A 16,526-nucleotide genomic window follows, 5' to 3' on the forward strand; every position below is an offset into this window, starting at 1 on the left:
TAATTTCCCCTAATTGATTTTTTGCATTAGCAGCATCTGACCACGGTTCATGGAGATCTTTTGACTGGCGGTTTCCAACGTAAAATGGCCTGAAACCTGTAATACTAATGTGTTATGGCCCAGAACGGCCCCCTTTTCCTTTTTTAGGCTTGTCAGATAGGAAAAAAAGATTACTCTTGGGATTATTTCAGTTGGATTTGTCATGACATAAAGATATAAAACAAGCTTGGCTTATTGCAAGTACTTATCGCTGTAGATAGGTTCCTCCAAGTATCGCCCCTGATGAAAAATGCATATTGAGTATATTTTCCTCCGCGGCTGTGAAATGAATCTCCATAGCCTCGATATTTTCGGATAATCGTGATCTCCTACTCATACTTACCAAGGGCATAATATGATCACCTTGTGTGTTGACCCATGCAATTGCCAACTGTGTAGGTGTATATCCTTTTTCTGCTGCCATTTGCTTTAACAGTTCAACTTTTTCTAGATTCTTAATTAAGTTCTCTCCTTGAAACCGAGCGAAATGAAGATGATAGTCGTCAGCAGGGAGCGGTGCTTTCATTTCGCCTGTGAGCAAACCTTCAGCTGTATTCGCAAATGCCACCACGCCTACACCTAGCTCTTTTGCCACAGGAAGTAAATCATGTTCTATTTGGCGATCGGCCAGCGAATAACCGATCTCCAAGGCAGTTACCGGATACACACTATTCGCTTTCCGTAGCTGATCGGCTGTTATTTCTGAAACACCTAAATAACGTACCTTCCCTTCTTGAATTAAGTCGGCAATGGTTCCAATCACATCTTCTATCGGAACACTGTTATCCATTCTACAGGGTTGATAGAGGTCGATCGTCTCGACTCCTAACCTAACTAATGAATAATTGATGAAATTTTTGATCGCGATGGGGCGTAAATCTAATCCAATCCACTGCCCGCCATAAAAAATGGCACCGAACTTAACACTTATAAAGGCATCTTCGCGACGTCCTTTAACGGCCTTTCCTACCAAAAGCTCGTTATGCCCACTTCCGTAGAAATCTCCTGTATTTACAAAGTTAATGCCACTATCCAGGGCTTGCTGGATGGTAATAATACTTTCTTTTTCATCCTTCATCTCGCCTCCCCAAACGGACGACATACGCATACAACCTAATCCGAGTTTGGAAACAAGTGGTCCATTTTTGCCTAAGGCTATTTTCTTTATTGTTGTCATTGTTCTGTTCTATTGATTTACATAACAAAGATCAACGTTCCCATCCCCACCAAGCTTTTTCCTATGGCTCAATTTTGTTGCCTATATAGCTCAGTTTAATCTGTAACTGTACTATTAAGCGTTCTTTTTTAAATTTATCTTATATTCGTAAGACACGGATTAATAAATCTTCTCATGAAACCAATTACGCATATCCGTTATCCAAGGATAACGACTATCTTTTTCGTCCTGTTAATGACTAGTTTTGCTTCTTGCGGCAAAAGCCCTCATAAAAGTGCTGTCGGTAAAATTGGGCAGGCAACTATATCCATCGATTACAGCAGTCCAAGTGTTAAGGGTAGAACCATTTGGGGAGCGCTAGTACCTTATGATAAAATCTGGCGGGCAGGCGCTAACGCAGCTACAGTCTTTGAAACAGATAAGGATCTAACCATAGACGGAAAAAATCTTCCCGCAGGTCGTTATAGTCTTTTTGCCATCCCCGGAAAAACATCGTGGACTATGATCTTCAATTCGCAGACTGGACAATCGGGGATCAAACAAAATGGTGAAGCCAATTTGGATCGTTCACAAGATGTACTAACGATATCGGTCCAACCGATCAGCAATCCGATGATGGAAAATTTGACCTATGAGGTTAATGAGCAGGGCATCGCATTGGTCTGGGAAAAAGTACGGATACCTATAAATATAAAATAACGGGCCAAATAATTTTCGCGAATCCCCTTTTTTCGCTCGTGATCAAACCGATACACACTTTTCGTGACCACAATCACGTTTCTTAAAAAAGGGGGCATTTATATTTGTACATACAACGCAGCCGTATTTTTTTTTACATAGCGGAGTATATACGGCTTTACAATATAAAACAGGATTTTATATATGAAACCCAATCATCACGACTGGTACCATCGTTTGCGAGCGAAATATTCGATTGTGACAGAGGAAGAATGGAAATTACTCGACAGCATGACAAAGGTAAAAGCCATCAAAAAAGGCGAAAGCTTTTTGCAGTACGGTAAGATTGCCCGATATGCGGCCTTTGTAATTTCGGGAAAGTTTGCATTCACAATTTTTGATGACGAAGGCAATGAGAAGATTTTACGGTTTGGTTTTGCTGATGATTTTTTGGCAAACTGCGAAAGTTACTATCAAATGGCCCCCTCAGCGATCGCCATTACTGCCCTGGAAGATTCGATGATAAGAAGAATAAATATTAGGGAAGTACAACCCTTGTATAATCTGCATATGAGTATTTCCAATGTCAATCTTCAAATTTATCAAGAAATCGCTGAACAAGATCTCGAACACCAATATATTTTGTCCCTAAAAAGTCCATTAAAGCGTTACAAGTTTCTATTGGAAAACCGACCTGCCATTATTAAAAAAATTTCGCTCACCAATATTGCCAAATATCTCTACGTAAGTAGAGAAGCACTGAGCAGAGCAAGATTAAATTTGCTCAGTAGATCGCAGCATTTTCGTGACTAAAATCACAGCGTCGCGATTGTCAGACAACGATCTTTGTAAATAAAGATGAAACAAAACCTAATTTTATTGCACGGATTATTTGGTGGTTTAAGTAACTGGGAAAATGTAATCCCTTATTACGAAAAGAAGTTTAATGTTCATGTTCCCATACTGCCTATTTACAATACACACGAGGAAAATATATTGGACCACCTCGTTAACTACCTGGAAGAATACATTAACGCAAAGAATCTAAAACGAATCATCTTGATCGGAAATTCACTGGGAGGTCACATTGCCATTTTATATGCCTATCAGAATGCCGATAAAGTAGAAAAATTAGTGCTAACAGGTAGTTCGGGACTCTATGAAAACTACACGATCGGGAGTTATCCACGTCGACATGACTATTCTTATATTCGAGAACGGGTAGCTTATACTTTTTATGATCCCAAATGGGCAACAAGAGAATTGGTGGACGAGGTATTCGAAATTTTATCGGACAATAAAAGATGCTTGCAGATCATCAAAACGGCAAAAATTACCCAACGCAACTATGTGAGCAATTTACTACCAAAAATAGCGATGCCTGTTCTTTTGATTTGGGGTAAGGATGATCGAATTACACCCCCAACTGTTGCAGAAGATTTTAGGGATATGCTCCCAAATGCTCAACTTGTATATTTACCTGAATGTGGGCATGCGCCAATGATGGAAAAATCAAATGATTTCAACAATGCGCTTGATCAGTTTTTCTTCAATTGAAATTAGCTCATCTGACTTTTTTCTCCTCTTCTACAAAAAACGGGATGTGAACGAATTCGAACAGTAAGTGTTCGTTTTCAAACGTATTTATAGGGATCAAATGCGTTTATTTGATCTCCTTGTATCTTTTTCATATTGGCCGATTAATTGATACACTGCTCTAGTTATGGGAAGGCAAAACACCTCTTGTAATCAATTGATTAGGTGTTGCATACACTTTGCATCTTTTACAGGAAGATACCAAATGAAGAATTATGATAAAAAATTATCTGAAAATGCTATTGCGCGATTTTCTGAAGAGTAAGGCCTACTCGCTGATAAACATCTCCGGTTTATCGATAGGAATGGCTGCCGTGATACTCATTATGCTTTGGGTACAAAATGAATTGAGTATGGAACGTTTCCATGAGAAGGAGGATCGCATCTATGTAATGTACAATCGAGATATAAACCCTGATGGTAACCGGTGGGCTTGGAATAACACACCAAAAATACTTGCACCGACGTTGAAAACGGATTACCCCGAGATAGAAGATGCAACGCGCTTCACCAACATTAACTTCCTTCTAACGGTAGGTGAAAAAAAACTAAATGTGCAGGGAGCGTTCACCGATAGTAGTTTCTTTAATATATTCACTTTTCCACTGTTACATGGCAATGCACGGAAAGCTTTGTCTGATGGACACAGTATTGTTCTGACGGAGAAATTTGCCAAAACACTATTTGGAAACGAGAATGCTATGGGCAAGATTATTAGAATAGATAGTAGTCATAATGCAACGGTAACTGGTATTATGAAGGATCTACCCAATAACACCCTGCTTGAATTCGATTACCTATTGCCTTGGGATTATTTGGATCAGCTCGGTGAAAATGACACCTATTGGGGCAATAATTCGACAAGAACCTATGCACTGTTGAAAACCGGAGCAAGTAGGCAGGTCTTTGACGACAAAGTAAGAACAATCACTATAGATCATACCAAAGGATCTGAAGATGCTTCTACAACAGAGGTGTTTACACAGTCTTTAAGTCGCTACTATTTATATGGGAAATCGGAAAATGCCAAGTTAGTCGCAGGAAATATGGTGACGGTAAGGTTATTTATTGTCCTTGCTATATTCATATTACTGATTGCCTGTATTAATTTCATGAATATGAGTACAGCGCGCAGTGAGCGACGTGCGAAGGAAGTGGGTATTCGAAAGGTTGCGGGTGTAAGAAAAGAAATGCTGATCTTACAGTTCTTAATTGAAAGTACTTTACTGAGTATTTTTTCGTTTTTAATCGCAATACTCATGGTACAATTGAGCCTCGGCCCCTTCAATCAATTGGTCAATAAAACACTATTTATTCCGTATGGTAATCTACTTTTTTGGTTGTGTGCCCTCGGCTTTATACTGCTCACCGGCATCATGGCAGGAAGTTATCCGGCATTTTACTTATCTTCATTTAGGCCGGTAAGTGTTTTAAAAGGCACTTTTAAGAAAACAAATGCGCTGGTAACGCCACGGAAGATACTTGTTACCATACAGTTTACTATTGCTATTGTTCTTATTATTGCGACGATTATTGTTTATCACCAAGTTCAATATGGATTGAAACGTGATACAGGTTATGCAAAAGATAATGTCGTATTTATCTTTACGGAAGGTAATATTGGAAAACACTATACAGCCATTAAAAATGAACTACTAAATAAACAATTAGCGACGTCCGTCACGTTATCAGCGAACCCCATTACGCAGCGGTGGAGTGATAGTTGGGGGTTCTATTGGGACGGCAGCACGAAAACAGATGAAAAAATTGACTTTTTGCGTTTGGGTTCGGATGCAGATTTTGCCAAAACCTTTAACATAAACATCACTCAAGGTCGCGATATTGATGTATACCAATACCCAACTGATAGCATGGCTATCGTTTTAAATGAAACAGCGGTAAAAGCAATGCGGTTAACCAACCCAATTGGAACACAAATACATCAACGAGGGGGCGACTTGGTATTTCATGTCGTTGGTGTTGTTAAAGATTTTATTATCGAATCTCCTTTTCAGCAAAACATGAGTCCTTTGATGGTATTTGGCCCCAAAGGTTATTCACGAAACATTGTTCATATCAAGCTAAATCCCATCAATACAACAACACATAATTTGGCGGGAATGGAAAAAATATTGAAAGCCTACAATCCCCAATATCCATTCCGCTATATTTTTGCAGATGAGGACTATGCACAGAAATTTCAAAATGCAGAACGGACAGGTAAACTAGCGGGTTTATTTGCCTGCCTGACCATTCTGATCTCTTGTTTGGGTTTATTCGGCCTGTCAGCTTATATGTCTGAAAGTCGCACAAAAGAAATTGGTATTCGAAAAGTTTTAGGGGCTTCCGTATGGAGTGTAACACAACTCTTATCGTTAGACTTTCTAAAGCTGGTAATAATTTCTTTTGTCATTGCTTCACCCATCGCTTGGTTTGCGATGGATTCATGGCTTGAAAGCTATTCGTATCGTATCGGCATTGAGTGGTGGGTATTTGTTTTAACCGGTGTACTTGCAATCACAATTGCTTTACTAACAGTAAGTTCCCAAGCCATTAAAGCAGCCGTCGCTAATCCGATAAAGTCCCTTCGGGAGGAGTAAAAAAGTACAACTATCAAACATTTGGATTACTGAATATTTAAAACATGATGTTCCAAAATGGAACATCATGTTGAATAAGCACGGTAAGCAAACATCTCCTACTCCCACGGAAAGATTGGGCTATCCAAATGTGCTTGCTGCATGAAAGTTGCTATTTCTTTCACGACCTCAGGATGGCGAGCAGCTAAATCATCCTTTTCTTCTTTATCCACCGTTAAGTCATACAATTCAATGGGTGCGCGCTCGTTTTCTTTTACATTTAACCTTACGCCTTTCCATTTGCCATAACGTACCGCCTGTTTACTGCCCTGTTCGTGAAACTCCCAATACAGGTATTGATGTTTCTTCTGTCCCCCCCTGCCTAACAGCGTATTTACGAATGATATACCATCGATTGATTCGGAGGTCTTCGCTCCTGCCAGTTCCGCAAATGTTGGAAAGATATCCCAAAAGGTACCAGTAAATTCACTTTCTTCGCCCGCCCGGATTGCCTTTGGCCATTTGGCTACAAATGGCACCCGTATCCCACCTTCATATAGGTCCCGTTTTATCCCGCGAAATCCTCCTGAGCTTTGAAAGAAAACGGGATCGGCTCCTCCTTCTTTATGTGGACCATTATCACTGGTAAAAATGATGAGGGTATTTTCGTCTAGTCCTAATTGACGTAGTTTCTCCTCAATCTGTCCGACATATAAATCCAGACGCGCAACCATTGCTGCAAATGTGGCATGCGGATATTGCTGAGAAGCATAACCGCCGGATTTTGCGCCTTGCCCGTAATCAAAACCTTTGAAAGGCTTTTCCTCAAATTTTCCTTTATAGTATTGAAAGATGCTGTCATCAGGCACCAACAGTTCCGCATGCGGTAATATATATGGTAAAAAAAGAAAAAAGGGTTGATCCTTATGAGTTTCGATAAAACCAAGGGCTTGCGTTTGTATTAAATCAGGTGCATATTGCTTGTTATACTCCAAATTACCATTTTCTTTCAACACCACTTTCTCCCCGTTGTCCCATAAATGGGTAGGATAATAACGATGTGCTAGGGATTGACAGTTATAGCCGTAAAAACGATCAAAGCCCTGCTTGTTCGGATCTCCCTCGGAACCTACCGGCCCCAAGCCCCACTTCCCAAAGGCGCCGGTTTGATAACCCGCCTGTTTTAACACCTCAGCGAGTGTCTCCACTGAATCGGGAATGGGATACTGTCCTTCTGGTTCCACACCTAGATTACCACGGATAAAGGTGTGGCCCGTATGTTGCCCACTCATCAGCGATGATCTAGAAGGAGCACACACGGCGGTTCCCGCATAAAATTGATTGAAGCGCATACCCTCTCTCGCCAGACGATCTAAATGGGGGGTATTAATTAGTTTCTGGCCGTTGAAGCCCACATCGCCATAACCAAGATCATCGGCTAGGATGAAAATGATGTTCGGTTTCTTCTCTTGGGCTACGGTATCAAATGCCAAAAAAAGTATCAGTAAAAATGGTAATAAAAAAAATTTCCTCATTCGTTAATCATTATTTAGTTATATAATATATTTGGTTACCATAGTGCCCCCTAATTGCCATACCCGGGATTCTGCACTAATGCGGTATTCTCTTGGATGGCGATCGCGGGAATTGGCCAAAGCCCATCTCGTTGTGCATCAAACCGCCTTGTATCGATACGTTGCCCCTTATCGTTGTAAATATCGCCATTAAGTACGTCATGTGCAATCCCCCATCGTCTTACATCGTAATAATAGAGTCCCTCGCCAGCTAACTCGATGCGCCGCTCATGTCTTATCTCTTTTCGCAATTCATCCTGTGACAGGTTAGTAGGCACAGGTGGCATCCCCACACGATTTCTTACCTGCTGTAGTGCATCATAAGCAGAGGGATCGGGACCAAAAGCCTCATTATGAGCTTCCGCATACATCAATAGAACATCTGCATAACGAAGTAAAATATAATTTAATTCAGATTGGCCATCTGGGATTGTAGCTGCAGGTATGTCATCCTTGAACACCGTATATTTCTTCTGTCCATAACCTGTTCGTGGATATTGCCCTTCCGTCACAACGGCCCCTTTAAACAAGCTTCCTTTTACAATTACGGTAGCCTGCAACCGAGGATCTCGGTTTTCGTAGGGTTTAGCAGGATTGTAAATTGTTGATTGATCGATACTTTTTCCTTCTTTATCGTAATAAGCATTTACCAAATCAGGTAATGGTCCAACATTATTGTATTGATCCAAATTAATATCGAATCCATGTGTAAATTCAGGAAACTTAAACTGCACATCGAAAATCACCTCTTCATTTCCTTCGTTTTCTAAATAAAACAACCCACGATAGTCTGGAAACAATCGATAGTTGTTCGCATCAATTATTTCCTTGGCGGTTTCTGCTGCTTCTTGCCACCGATTCGCATAGAGCAACACACGGGTTTTGAATGCCTTTGCCGCACCGTTAGTGGCTCTGCCTTTTTCGTTGGCTCCGTAGCTGGTCGGTAAATCAGGGATCGCATCATTAAGGTCCTGCAGAAGTTGGGTATAGATTTCATCGGCCGTATTTCGAGGTAAATTGGACTGAGTAGCATCATTGGTTGCCTCCAAAATAAGCGGTGCACCGCCGAATAGATTCCATAATGGAAAGTAAAATACCGCCCTCAAAAATTTTGCCTCTGCGATATAACGCTTCCGTCTACTTTCATCCATATCGACTTTATCAATATTGGCCAATAGGTTGTTAGCACGTCCAATTCCTTGATAAGCACCTTGCCACACCGTATAAAATAGCGTTGTATTCGCGTTGTGCTGCCCTTGGGCCACTAAATTATAATCACCTTGATAGCGATAGGTATTGGGAGAAAGATTCTCAAAATAAAGAGGCGTTGTACCTCCGTATAAACCAGTATGCAATAAGGAAGCATATACACCATTAAGGCTGGCCACAATGCGTTCTTCCGTTTCCCAATAATTATCATCGGTATAACGATCAGTAGGCTCAACATCGAGAAAAGAAGAACAACTACCGAACAAAAGCAAGTTGCCTAGTAGCAGATATTTGCAAAGTAATTTCATTTTTATATAATTTTATTTATTGCCCGAACAACATTAAAGCGTTAAATTAATTCCTGCTGTTATGGATTTATAGTTCGGATAGTCGATCATATTTGCCCGCGTTAAATTACGCTCGGGATCACCTAATTTGAAATTTGTGAAGGTTAAGTAATTTTGTGCGTTCACAAAAACTTTAAATCGTCGAATATGGAGGTGTTCTAGCCAAGCGTTTGGAAGGCTATAGGCAAGTTGAATATTTTTTAATCGTAAATAACTGGCATCTTTTATCCAGAAATCAGAGGTTAGAAAATTCTGTGGATATCCAGAAGATGTTGTAAGAATAGGCAATCGAGCCCCTGGGTTTTCGGGTGTCCATGAATCTGTTAACCATTCTGTTGTCACTCCTGCTCCATTTCTATAAGGGAAGGCCAAGTTACCATTGGCATAAGTATCTACATCAGCTACTCCCTGAAAAAACAAGTCAAGATCAACGTTTTTATAAGATCCGCTTAATGTAAATCCGTAAGTATATTTAGGGACACTACTTCCAATAACTATTCGGTCGTTATTATCGACAATACCATCTCCGTTTTGATCGACATAACGGATATCGCCTGGTCTCGTATTGGCAGCCTGAAACGCATGTTGTTCAATTTCTGCTTCATTCTGAAAGATTCCGGCAGATTGCAAACCGTAAAAGGCACTTATTGGATCCCCTTCTCGAATAATAGTAGCCCCATCGTAATATACATTACCCTTTACATCTAACACCTTATTTTTTAGATAAGCCAAATTACCGCTTAATCGATAGCGGAAATCACCAATAATATTCTGGTAAGCTAAAGATAGCTCGATTCCTTTGTTCGATACTTTTCCGATATTTCGGAACGGACCGGTTAGATTACCAACCTGTGCCGGTACATTGACCTGCCTTAAAATTTCGCTGGTAGTTTTGTCAAACACATCAAGCTGAAGAGCCAGCTTTCCTTGTAAAACATCAAAATCAAGCCCAATGTTCGTCATCGTTGTCGTTTCCCAAGAAATGGAGGGATCAGCGATTTGGACGATGGCCGTGCCAGGAACCACATTATTGTTAAAACTGTAATTATTACCTAAACTAATGGCATTAACATAGCTATATAGGGGGATGTTCTGATTTCCCAATTGCCCCCAAGATGCTCTTAATTTGAAATTATCAATCCAGGTAGCCTCTGATAAAAAGGGTTCTTTATTCAGCCGCCAGGCACCGGAGAATGAGGGAAACAATCCCCATCGCTTGTCTTTAGCAAATCGGGACGAACCGTCATACCGCACATTGGCCTCAAAAATATACTTATCGCGAAAACTGTAATTTATACGACCAAAGTATGATTGTAGCCGCGATTGCGACGACTTACCGCCTACCGCCGGTGCGGTGCTGCCAGCGTCGAGTTCATTCAGTTCATTGCCCAGATAACCCTGATTATATGCATCAAAATTACCATCATCGAATCGTTCAATACTGAATCCAGCTAATGCATTAACGGAATGGTCACCGATTTGGCGTACAAAATTCACCGTATGAAAGTTTGTTAGGGCTACGCTGTCTCTGGCGATCTCTTGCACACCTCGCGCTGGTATATTTCCCATTGGTGTCACCGCACCCGTCTTGGGGTTAGTTAAGGAGATTTGTGGATATGCATATTTTTCCTTGCCAAAGAAGATATTAGCGGCCGCGGTGATTTTATAAGTAAGACCTAATGGGAGCTTAAACTCCGCAAATACATTGGCCAAGGTGCGATAGCGATGATTTCTTCGAAAGCCTTCGTAGGATAGTGCTAATGGATTTCGGAAAAAATTATGCCCAGGTACACGTACCCACTGATCAGCATAACTGCCATCTTGCGCATAGGGCGCCTGCATAGGCAAGCCTCTGTACAGAAGTCCCATAATACCTCCTTCACCATTTCCTTCATCAGCCGTATAGGCGCTCTCTCTGTCATTCCAAAAAGTTCCCATAACGTTGGCACCAATTTTTAACCAAGAACTCAGGTCGGACTGTACATTACTATTTAAGGTGTATTTTTTAGCATCTGTAGCAAGTAATACACCCTCTTGGTTCAAATAACCAAAAGATAGCGAAAAACTTGTTTTTTCTCCACCACCCGACAATCGCAAGTTATGCTCCTGAATAGGTGCATTTCGGTACATAACATCAAACCAATTGGTATTAGGATAAATAAAGGGGTCTGTACCACCACGATACTCATCTAAAAGCTGTTGCTCGTACTCTGCGGGTTTCCCTTCGTTAGCCAACGCCCTGTTTTTACCTTCCATATACTGCACAGCGTTCGACACGACATTCGGCTTAAAAGTTGCGCGCTGAGAGCCTGCATAAACGTTGTAGTCTACTTGAAATTGGCCTTTTTGCCCGGTTTTTGTTTTCACAAGAATGACGCCATTCGCTGCACGGTTACCATAGATTGCAGCCGAAGCGGCATCCTTCAAAATGGAGACACTTTCAATATCATTTGGGTTCACTTCACTTAGAGGATATTCAATGCCATCCACTAGCACCAGCGGATTGTTATTGTTTAACGTACCTACACCCCGTATGCGAATGGTGTTGCCTTCTGCTCCCGGGCGTCCTTTATTTTGATTAACGTAAACCCCATTTGCTCCCTGCAGGGCTTGCGTGGCGTTGGTAATAGGCCTGTTTGAAAGAAATTTTGAATCGACTGTAGCAACTGCTCCCGTGAGTGTACTTTTCTTTTGAGTGCCATATCCAACAACTACTACACCTTCTAGTTCATTTAAATTGGGTTCCAGTTGAATTGCAATCTCGCTCTCGTTCACAATAAGCGTGCGCGTTTTGTAGCCTACATAGCTGACTATTACTGTGTACGGAAATCGCTGGCCTGTCACGAAATTAAATCGCCCATTACCATCAGAAGTAGCTCGATGCGTAGTACCTTCCAACGTGAGTGTAGCACCAGCGATGGCTTCACCTGTCTGCGCATCTTGCACATTTCCTTTTAAGGTTGAATTAATGAGTGGTTTCGTTTGCTGCGCATAAAGGCCATAGTAGGTACTGGCGAGTAGCAGCAAAAAGGGAATAAGGCTTTTCGGCCCTGTCCTGATGAGTAAAATCATTTTTCGATATGGTTAAGTTCTTAGTAAAATAAATGCAGGTTTTTTCCTGCGTCAGACCGTCCGAAGAAAGTTGCAGCAAAATTAGAATAAAATATATAATACACAAACTATATAGTTTTAGTAGTTTATTCTTTAATACACAGCCACAACGCCCTAAACAATGATCAACAATCTATGGCCTTATTTTAAATGCGATGTAATAATGCATATGTCGGCTTAACAAACAAAATAACATTTGTGAAAAAAATGCAATTTATATAAGTTTGTGAAAACAACCGATTATGATACTACAATCCCTTATTGCCGAGTTTGAGCACGAAGTAAACAATACCCGAAAACTATTACAAGCTGTGCCTGAAAGAGATATTAATTACAAACCTTCCACCGTTTCGTGGACTATGGGCGAGCTGGCACAACATATTGCTACCATATACCACTGGTACGCAGGTACACTTACCCAAGACGTATATGATTTAGCGGCCGATCATCTTGAGCGTGGAGAAGCGGTTGATATCAAAGCGACACTTGAATTTTTTGAAAAGAATGTTGAAATGGCACGAGCAGCGCTACAGTCTATAAGCGAGGAAAGTTTGCAAGAGCAATGGACGATGAAGGTGGGCGATCGTACCGTGCTTGGTCCAATGCCACGCGGCATTGTTGCACGAGGTTTCCTTTTTAATCATATCTACCATCACAGAGGCGAGTTGATCGTTTATCTTCGTGCAACAGGTAATAAAGTACCTGGTTTGTATGGACCAACCTACGAAGAAATGGCAGGTCGTTGATAGACATCAAGGTAATGCAACCTACGTCAGTATTTATTGACAGTAGAACAAAAGAAGTTATCTCTTGTAAGGTAGCTTCTTTTTTGCATACTCGTGCGTGTGTCAAAATACCTATTTTATTTTTTAGCCGGAAATCCCTTATATTTCCTACATGAAAGCATGGTTCTACTTCAGCTTTTGGCTACTTGTTGTATTGCCAACTTATGGCCAAATAAATAAAAAACTAAACACCTATTTTCCACCTGCTTCGACCTGGGAACATCGAGAAGCCGAAGCGTTGGGGCTCGATCGCAAAATGCTCTCAAAAGCCTTGGATTTCGCTGTAACTCATGAAACAAAATCACCTAAGGATGGTGAACTTGCGCAATTATACAGCTTTGGAAAAGAACCGATGAGTGACCCAATCGGACCTATAAAGGATCGTGGAAATGCCACCGGGCTCATCATTTATAAAGGTTATATCGTAGCACAATGGGGCGAGCCCTCCCGTATCGACATGACCCATAGTGTAACAAAGAGCTTTTTATCTACTATAGTTGGACTGGCTGTGGATCACGGATTGATTCGCAATACTGCTGATACGATCTATAAAATAATACCACCAATAGAACGTTATCAACCTGAACGAAAGACTTATCCTGAACTAATATACCCTTTTGAATCCAAACATAATCGCAAATTAACTTGGGAGGTGATGTTAAGGCAAACAAGTGATTGGGAAGGTATGCTTTGGGATAAATATGATTGGGCGGACAGGCCTGAAGGCGATATCGATCAATGGAAAATCCGTGAACGCAATGTGCCCGGCTCCGTTTGGAAATATAATGATGTGCGTGTCAATGCACTGGCATTGGCGGCGACCATCGTTTGGCGACGGTCGCTACCACTGGTACTAAAAGAGCACATTATGGACCCTATTGGTGCTTCGGGTACTTGGCGATGGACAGGTTATCAGAATTCGTGGATTGTTCTTGACGGACAGCCAGTACAAGTTGTAAGTGGAGGTGGCCATTGGGGCGGAGGGCTTTTCATCAATGCCTACGATATGGCACGTTTCGGGTTGTTAACATTACACCATGGCAGTTGGAATGGACAACAACTCATCAGCGAGCAATGGATAAAACAGGCTTTAATACCAACGAATGCGAATCGGGGTTATGGGTATATGAACTGGTTTTTAAACACCGATAAAAAACTGCTCCCTTCTGCGCCAGCCTCTACTTGGGTACATATTGGTAATGGCACGAATATGATTTATTGTGATCCTGAACACGATTTGATCATTGTAGCCCGTTGGATTGAAAACAAAGAGATGAACGGCTTGGTTAAACAGGTATTAGAAGCTATTCCTAAAAAATAAAAAGGAAATCATCTTATCCAACTCACATCTTTTACTCACGAAAGCAGTATTCAAAGGATATTCGATACGCTAACTAGATCTTTAATAACATGGAAGCTTCTTTAATTAAGGAAGTCATTAATTCATCCGCCTTGCGATGAACAAAACCTTTATGCTGGCCAGACCAGAAGTTTACCAAATCTGTCCTCCCCTGTTCCAAAGCAGCTTTCTTTAAGGGCATCAACAATTTGGTATGTAATGGAAACGGAAGAATGTCATGATCCAGGGAAATTTCGTCAGCGATCCGATTTTTAATCATCCGCCCCATTCTACCAGTAAGTGATTTCGAGACAACGGTATATCGGCCTTCTTTTGAAAAGAGCTTGGCGCGATGGGCATCGCTAGCATTACACTCTTCACAAGCAACAAAGGCAGTACCTAATTGTACGGCATCAGCGCCCAAACAGCATGCTGCCGCAATCCCTTTGCCATCGGATATTCCACCGGCAGCAATGATCGGAATCCTTATATGAGATTTCAGTTGCTGTAGAAGTGCAAACAAACCGGTAAATGATTCTTGTGGCGGACGAAGAAAAGAAGGTCTATGCCCTCCCCCTTCAAAACCAGCAGCTACCAAGGCATCAACACCGGCTTCTTCCAGCAGAAGTGCTTCATCAAGCGTCGTGGCTGCACCCACAGTCTTAATATTCAACCGTCTACATTCTCGAAGAATTTCGGGCGATGGAACTCCGAAAATAAAACTGAATACGGCCGGTTTGATTTCAAATATAACCTCCACTTGATTTTCGAACTTAGAAGGGATATCAGTGGATAACGCTGGCATGGGAATACTCAATTCGTCAAAATAGGGTTTGAACCGTTGCTTTACTTTTTCCAATGCCTCCATAGGATAGTTCTTCAGTCGTCCGTCCACATCGGATACCCATAAATTAAAGTTGTAAGGTTGATCCGTCAACTGACGAATGGCTTTGTCAGTCTCCCTTATCTCCTGAGGTGTTAAGGTATAAGCGCCAAAGCTACCCAAACCGCCTGCATTTGAAACAGCCGCCAACAACTCAGGTGTTGAAAAACCCCCTCCCATTGGTCCGAGTAAGATCGGATATTTAACGCCAAATAACGCGGTGATTCTTGTGCGATTCCACATTGTATTTATTTTTGCTGCTCCACATTTACTTATTCCTTCCGGTATTTAATTGCTAGGTCTAATATATTTAAAAGTATTTTCTCATCGGAATAAATTGTCGGTTTTTTTGCTTTTTACCTCCTAAAGCTCCACTACTAAGCGTGTCATCAAGCTGATTTTCTCCGTTGTATTCCCCAATGGCATCCCCGTTATCAAACCGATAGCTACGTTTCTAGCTAATGCCAGTTTCATTTGTGGATGTAATACCGTATGCCATCCCATCATATCCTTTTCTTGATTACACTCAATTCCAAAGAAATGTCCTCCATTCCATGCATAATGAATGCTGGTATGCAGTTGATATCCCAAATAATCATTCCCCTTCCCGGGTGAAAATACCCATTCAGGTCCAGTATACACGAGGGAGTGAAAATGTTTTCCCCAGCGCTTGGCAACGATGAATACGGGATTTTCCGCCGTTCCCTTCATTAACTGATGTTGATGTCGAATAGAATAAAAAGAATGAAAACGAAATTCATGAACAAACGCGAATGCCATGGAAGTCTGCCATCGGTCGGAAACCAGGAAAGTATATTGATTTGCCCATTTAAGTCCTTCGACCCGATTGCGTGGAATCTGAGCCAATTGATCCGAATGATTGGCTTTGTAAAAGGAAAAATCAGCCTCCAATTCCATTCCCCAGCGATTGGCAACCGCAAATTCATATTCCACAAATCCGCCAATTTCCTTATAAGCCTGATCTCTTCCGTAATTCAACCCCACGTTAATCTCTTTTTCTCCTTTATGAGCCCCTAAATCACGTATCAAATCCATGTAGAGCGGCTCTGCGTGTTTTAACTTTAAAGGCAATTCCTTTTGATCTGTTTGTGCAAAACTCCATTTTAGGATGGAGAGCAACAACATCAGTAGTATCCATTTTCTCATTCGATATTTCTTTTGTTCCGCAGCAAGATTAGGGGTCGAAAC

The 16,526-nt window shown here is 41.3% G+C and carries 13 protein-coding genes; 6 read left to right on the forward strand and 7 right to left on the reverse strand.

Annotated elements, in window-relative coordinates:
• Positions 1–9: 9 nt before the first annotated feature.
• Entirely contained in the window at positions 10–204 is a 195-nt protein-coding gene (locus RYH73_RS01725) for a hypothetical protein (RefSeq protein ID WP_335311527.1), read from the reverse strand.
• Between the two features lie 40 nt (positions 205–244).
• Positions 245–1,216, reverse strand: coding sequence for an aldo/keto reductase (locus tag RYH73_RS01730; protein ID WP_335311528.1), 972 nt, complete (start codon positions 1,214–1,216; stop codon positions 245–247).
• A 174-nt stretch (positions 1,217–1,390) separates the two neighbouring features.
• Here RYH73_RS01730 and RYH73_RS01735 point away from each other — a divergent pair, with 174 nt between their 5' ends.
• The 4 genes from RYH73_RS01735 to RYH73_RS01750 all read left to right on the forward strand — a co-directional run bounded on the left by RYH73_RS01735 (position 1,391) and on the right by RYH73_RS01750 (position 6,090).
• Positions 1,391–1,915: a DUF2911 domain-containing protein gene (locus RYH73_RS01735; RefSeq protein ID WP_335311529.1), complete on the forward strand. Its 525-nt coding sequence runs from the start codon at positions 1,391–1,393 to the stop codon at positions 1,913–1,915.
• A 183-nt stretch (positions 1,916–2,098) separates the two neighbouring features.
• On the forward strand, positions 2,099–2,707 hold the full coding sequence (locus RYH73_RS01740; protein WP_335311530.1) for a Crp/Fnr family transcriptional regulator: 609 nt from the start codon (positions 2,099–2,101) through the stop codon (positions 2,705–2,707).
• A 45-nt stretch (positions 2,708–2,752) separates the two neighbouring features.
• Positions 2,753–3,451: an alpha/beta fold hydrolase gene (locus RYH73_RS01745; protein ID WP_335311531.1), complete on the forward strand. Its 699-nt coding sequence runs from the start codon at positions 2,753–2,755 to the stop codon at positions 3,449–3,451.
• 254 nt (positions 3,452–3,705) lie between these two features.
• A complete protein-coding gene (locus RYH73_RS01750) occupies positions 3,706–6,090 on the forward strand; it encodes an ABC transporter permease (RefSeq protein ID WP_335311532.1) in 2,385 nt (794 codons plus the stop codon).
• A 98-nt stretch (positions 6,091–6,188) separates the two neighbouring features.
• On the opposite strand, the gene RYH73_RS01755 is transcribed toward RYH73_RS01750, so the two are convergent.
• The 3 genes from RYH73_RS01755 to RYH73_RS01765 are packed head-to-tail and all read right to left on the reverse strand — an operon-like array spanning position 6,189 to position 12,271.
• Entirely contained in the window at positions 6,189–7,604 is a 1,416-nt protein-coding gene (locus tag RYH73_RS01755) for an arylsulfatase (RefSeq protein WP_335311533.1), read from the reverse strand.
• 50 nt (positions 7,605–7,654) lie between these two features.
• Positions 7,655–9,160 (reverse strand): RagB/SusD family nutrient uptake outer membrane protein, encoded by a 1,506-nt coding sequence (locus RYH73_RS01760; RefSeq protein WP_335311534.1) that lies wholly within the window; start codon positions 9,158–9,160, stop codon positions 7,655–7,657.
• A gap of 33 nt (positions 9,161–9,193) precedes the next feature.
• Complete coding sequence (locus RYH73_RS01765) at positions 9,194–12,271, reverse strand: SusC/RagA family TonB-linked outer membrane protein (RefSeq protein ID WP_335311535.1); 3,078 nt, start codon at positions 12,269–12,271, stop codon at positions 9,194–9,196.
• A gap of 281 nt (positions 12,272–12,552) precedes the next feature.
• On the opposite strand from RYH73_RS01765, the gene RYH73_RS01770 reads away from it, so the two are divergent.
• Together RYH73_RS01770 and RYH73_RS01775 are read left to right on the forward strand one after the other, a co-directional pair.
• Positions 12,553–13,056: a DinB family protein gene (locus tag RYH73_RS01770; protein ID WP_335311536.1), complete on the forward strand. Its 504-nt coding sequence runs from the start codon at positions 12,553–12,555 to the stop codon at positions 13,054–13,056.
• A 151-nt stretch (positions 13,057–13,207) separates the two neighbouring features.
• Entirely contained in the window at positions 13,208–14,416 is a 1,209-nt protein-coding gene (locus RYH73_RS01775) for a serine hydrolase domain-containing protein (RefSeq protein ID WP_335311537.1), read from the forward strand.
• Positions 14,417–14,489: 73 nt separating this feature from the next.
• Here the strand turns inward: RYH73_RS01775 and RYH73_RS01780 are convergent, their stop codons facing one another.
• Together RYH73_RS01780 and RYH73_RS01785 are read right to left on the reverse strand one after the other, a co-directional pair.
• On the reverse strand, positions 14,490–15,560 hold the full coding sequence (locus tag RYH73_RS01780) for an NAD(P)H-dependent flavin oxidoreductase (protein WP_335311538.1): 1,071 nt from the start codon (positions 15,558–15,560) through the stop codon (positions 14,490–14,492).
• Between the two features lie 120 nt (positions 15,561–15,680).
• On the reverse strand, positions 15,681–16,484 hold the full coding sequence (locus RYH73_RS01785) for an HAEPLYID family protein (RefSeq protein ID WP_335311539.1): 804 nt from the start codon (positions 16,482–16,484) through the stop codon (positions 15,681–15,683).
• Between the last annotated feature and the right edge of the window lie 42 nt (positions 16,485–16,526).

The sequence above is a fragment of the Olivibacter sp. CPCC 100613 genome, assembly GCF_036959255.1.
In the GTDB taxonomy this organism is placed as follows: domain Bacteria; phylum Bacteroidota; class Bacteroidia; order Sphingobacteriales; family Sphingobacteriaceae; genus Olivibacter.

What these genes read in the sequence shown, in the direction of transcription:
- RYH73_RS01725 (WP_335311527.1), bottom strand. Translation starts at nt 204, where the DNA reads ATGACAAATCCAACTGAAATAATCCCAAGAGTAATCTTTTTTTCCTAT.
- RYH73_RS01730 (WP_335311528.1), bottom strand. Translation starts at nt 1,216, where the DNA reads ATGACAACAATAAAGAAAATAGCCTTAGGCAAAAATGGACCACTTGTT.
- RYH73_RS01735 (WP_335311529.1), top strand. Translation starts at nt 1,391, where the DNA reads ATGAAACCAATTACGCATATCCGTTATCCAAGGATAACGACTATCTTT.
- RYH73_RS01740 (WP_335311530.1), top strand. Translation starts at nt 2,099, where the DNA reads ATGAAACCCAATCATCACGACTGGTACCATCGTTTGCGAGCGAAATAT.
- RYH73_RS01745 (WP_335311531.1), top strand. Translation starts at nt 2,753, where the DNA reads ATGAAACAAAACCTAATTTTATTGCACGGATTATTTGGTGGTTTAAGT.
- RYH73_RS01750 (WP_335311532.1), top strand. Translation starts at nt 3,706, where the DNA reads ATGATAAAAAATTATCTGAAAATGCTATTGCGCGATTTTCTGAAGAGT.
- RYH73_RS01755 (WP_335311533.1), bottom strand. Translation starts at nt 7,604, where the DNA reads ATGAGGAAATTTTTTTTATTACCATTTTTACTGATACTTTTTTTGGCA.
- RYH73_RS01760 (WP_335311534.1), bottom strand. Translation starts at nt 9,160, where the DNA reads ATGAAATTACTTTGCAAATATCTGCTACTAGGCAACTTGCTTTTGTTC.
- RYH73_RS01765 (WP_335311535.1), bottom strand. Translation starts at nt 12,271, where the DNA reads ATGATTTTACTCATCAGGACAGGGCCGAAAAGCCTTATTCCCTTTTTG.
- RYH73_RS01770 (WP_335311536.1), top strand. Translation starts at nt 12,553, where the DNA reads ATGATACTACAATCCCTTATTGCCGAGTTTGAGCACGAAGTAAACAAT.
- RYH73_RS01775 (WP_335311537.1), top strand. Translation starts at nt 13,208, where the DNA reads ATGAAAGCATGGTTCTACTTCAGCTTTTGGCTACTTGTTGTATTGCCA.
- RYH73_RS01780 (WP_335311538.1), bottom strand. Translation starts at nt 15,560, where the DNA reads ATGTGGAATCGCACAAGAATCACCGCGTTATTTGGCGTTAAATATCCG.
- RYH73_RS01785 (WP_335311539.1), bottom strand. Translation starts at nt 16,484, where the DNA reads ATGAGAAAATGGATACTACTGATGTTGTTGCTCTCCATCCTAAAATGG.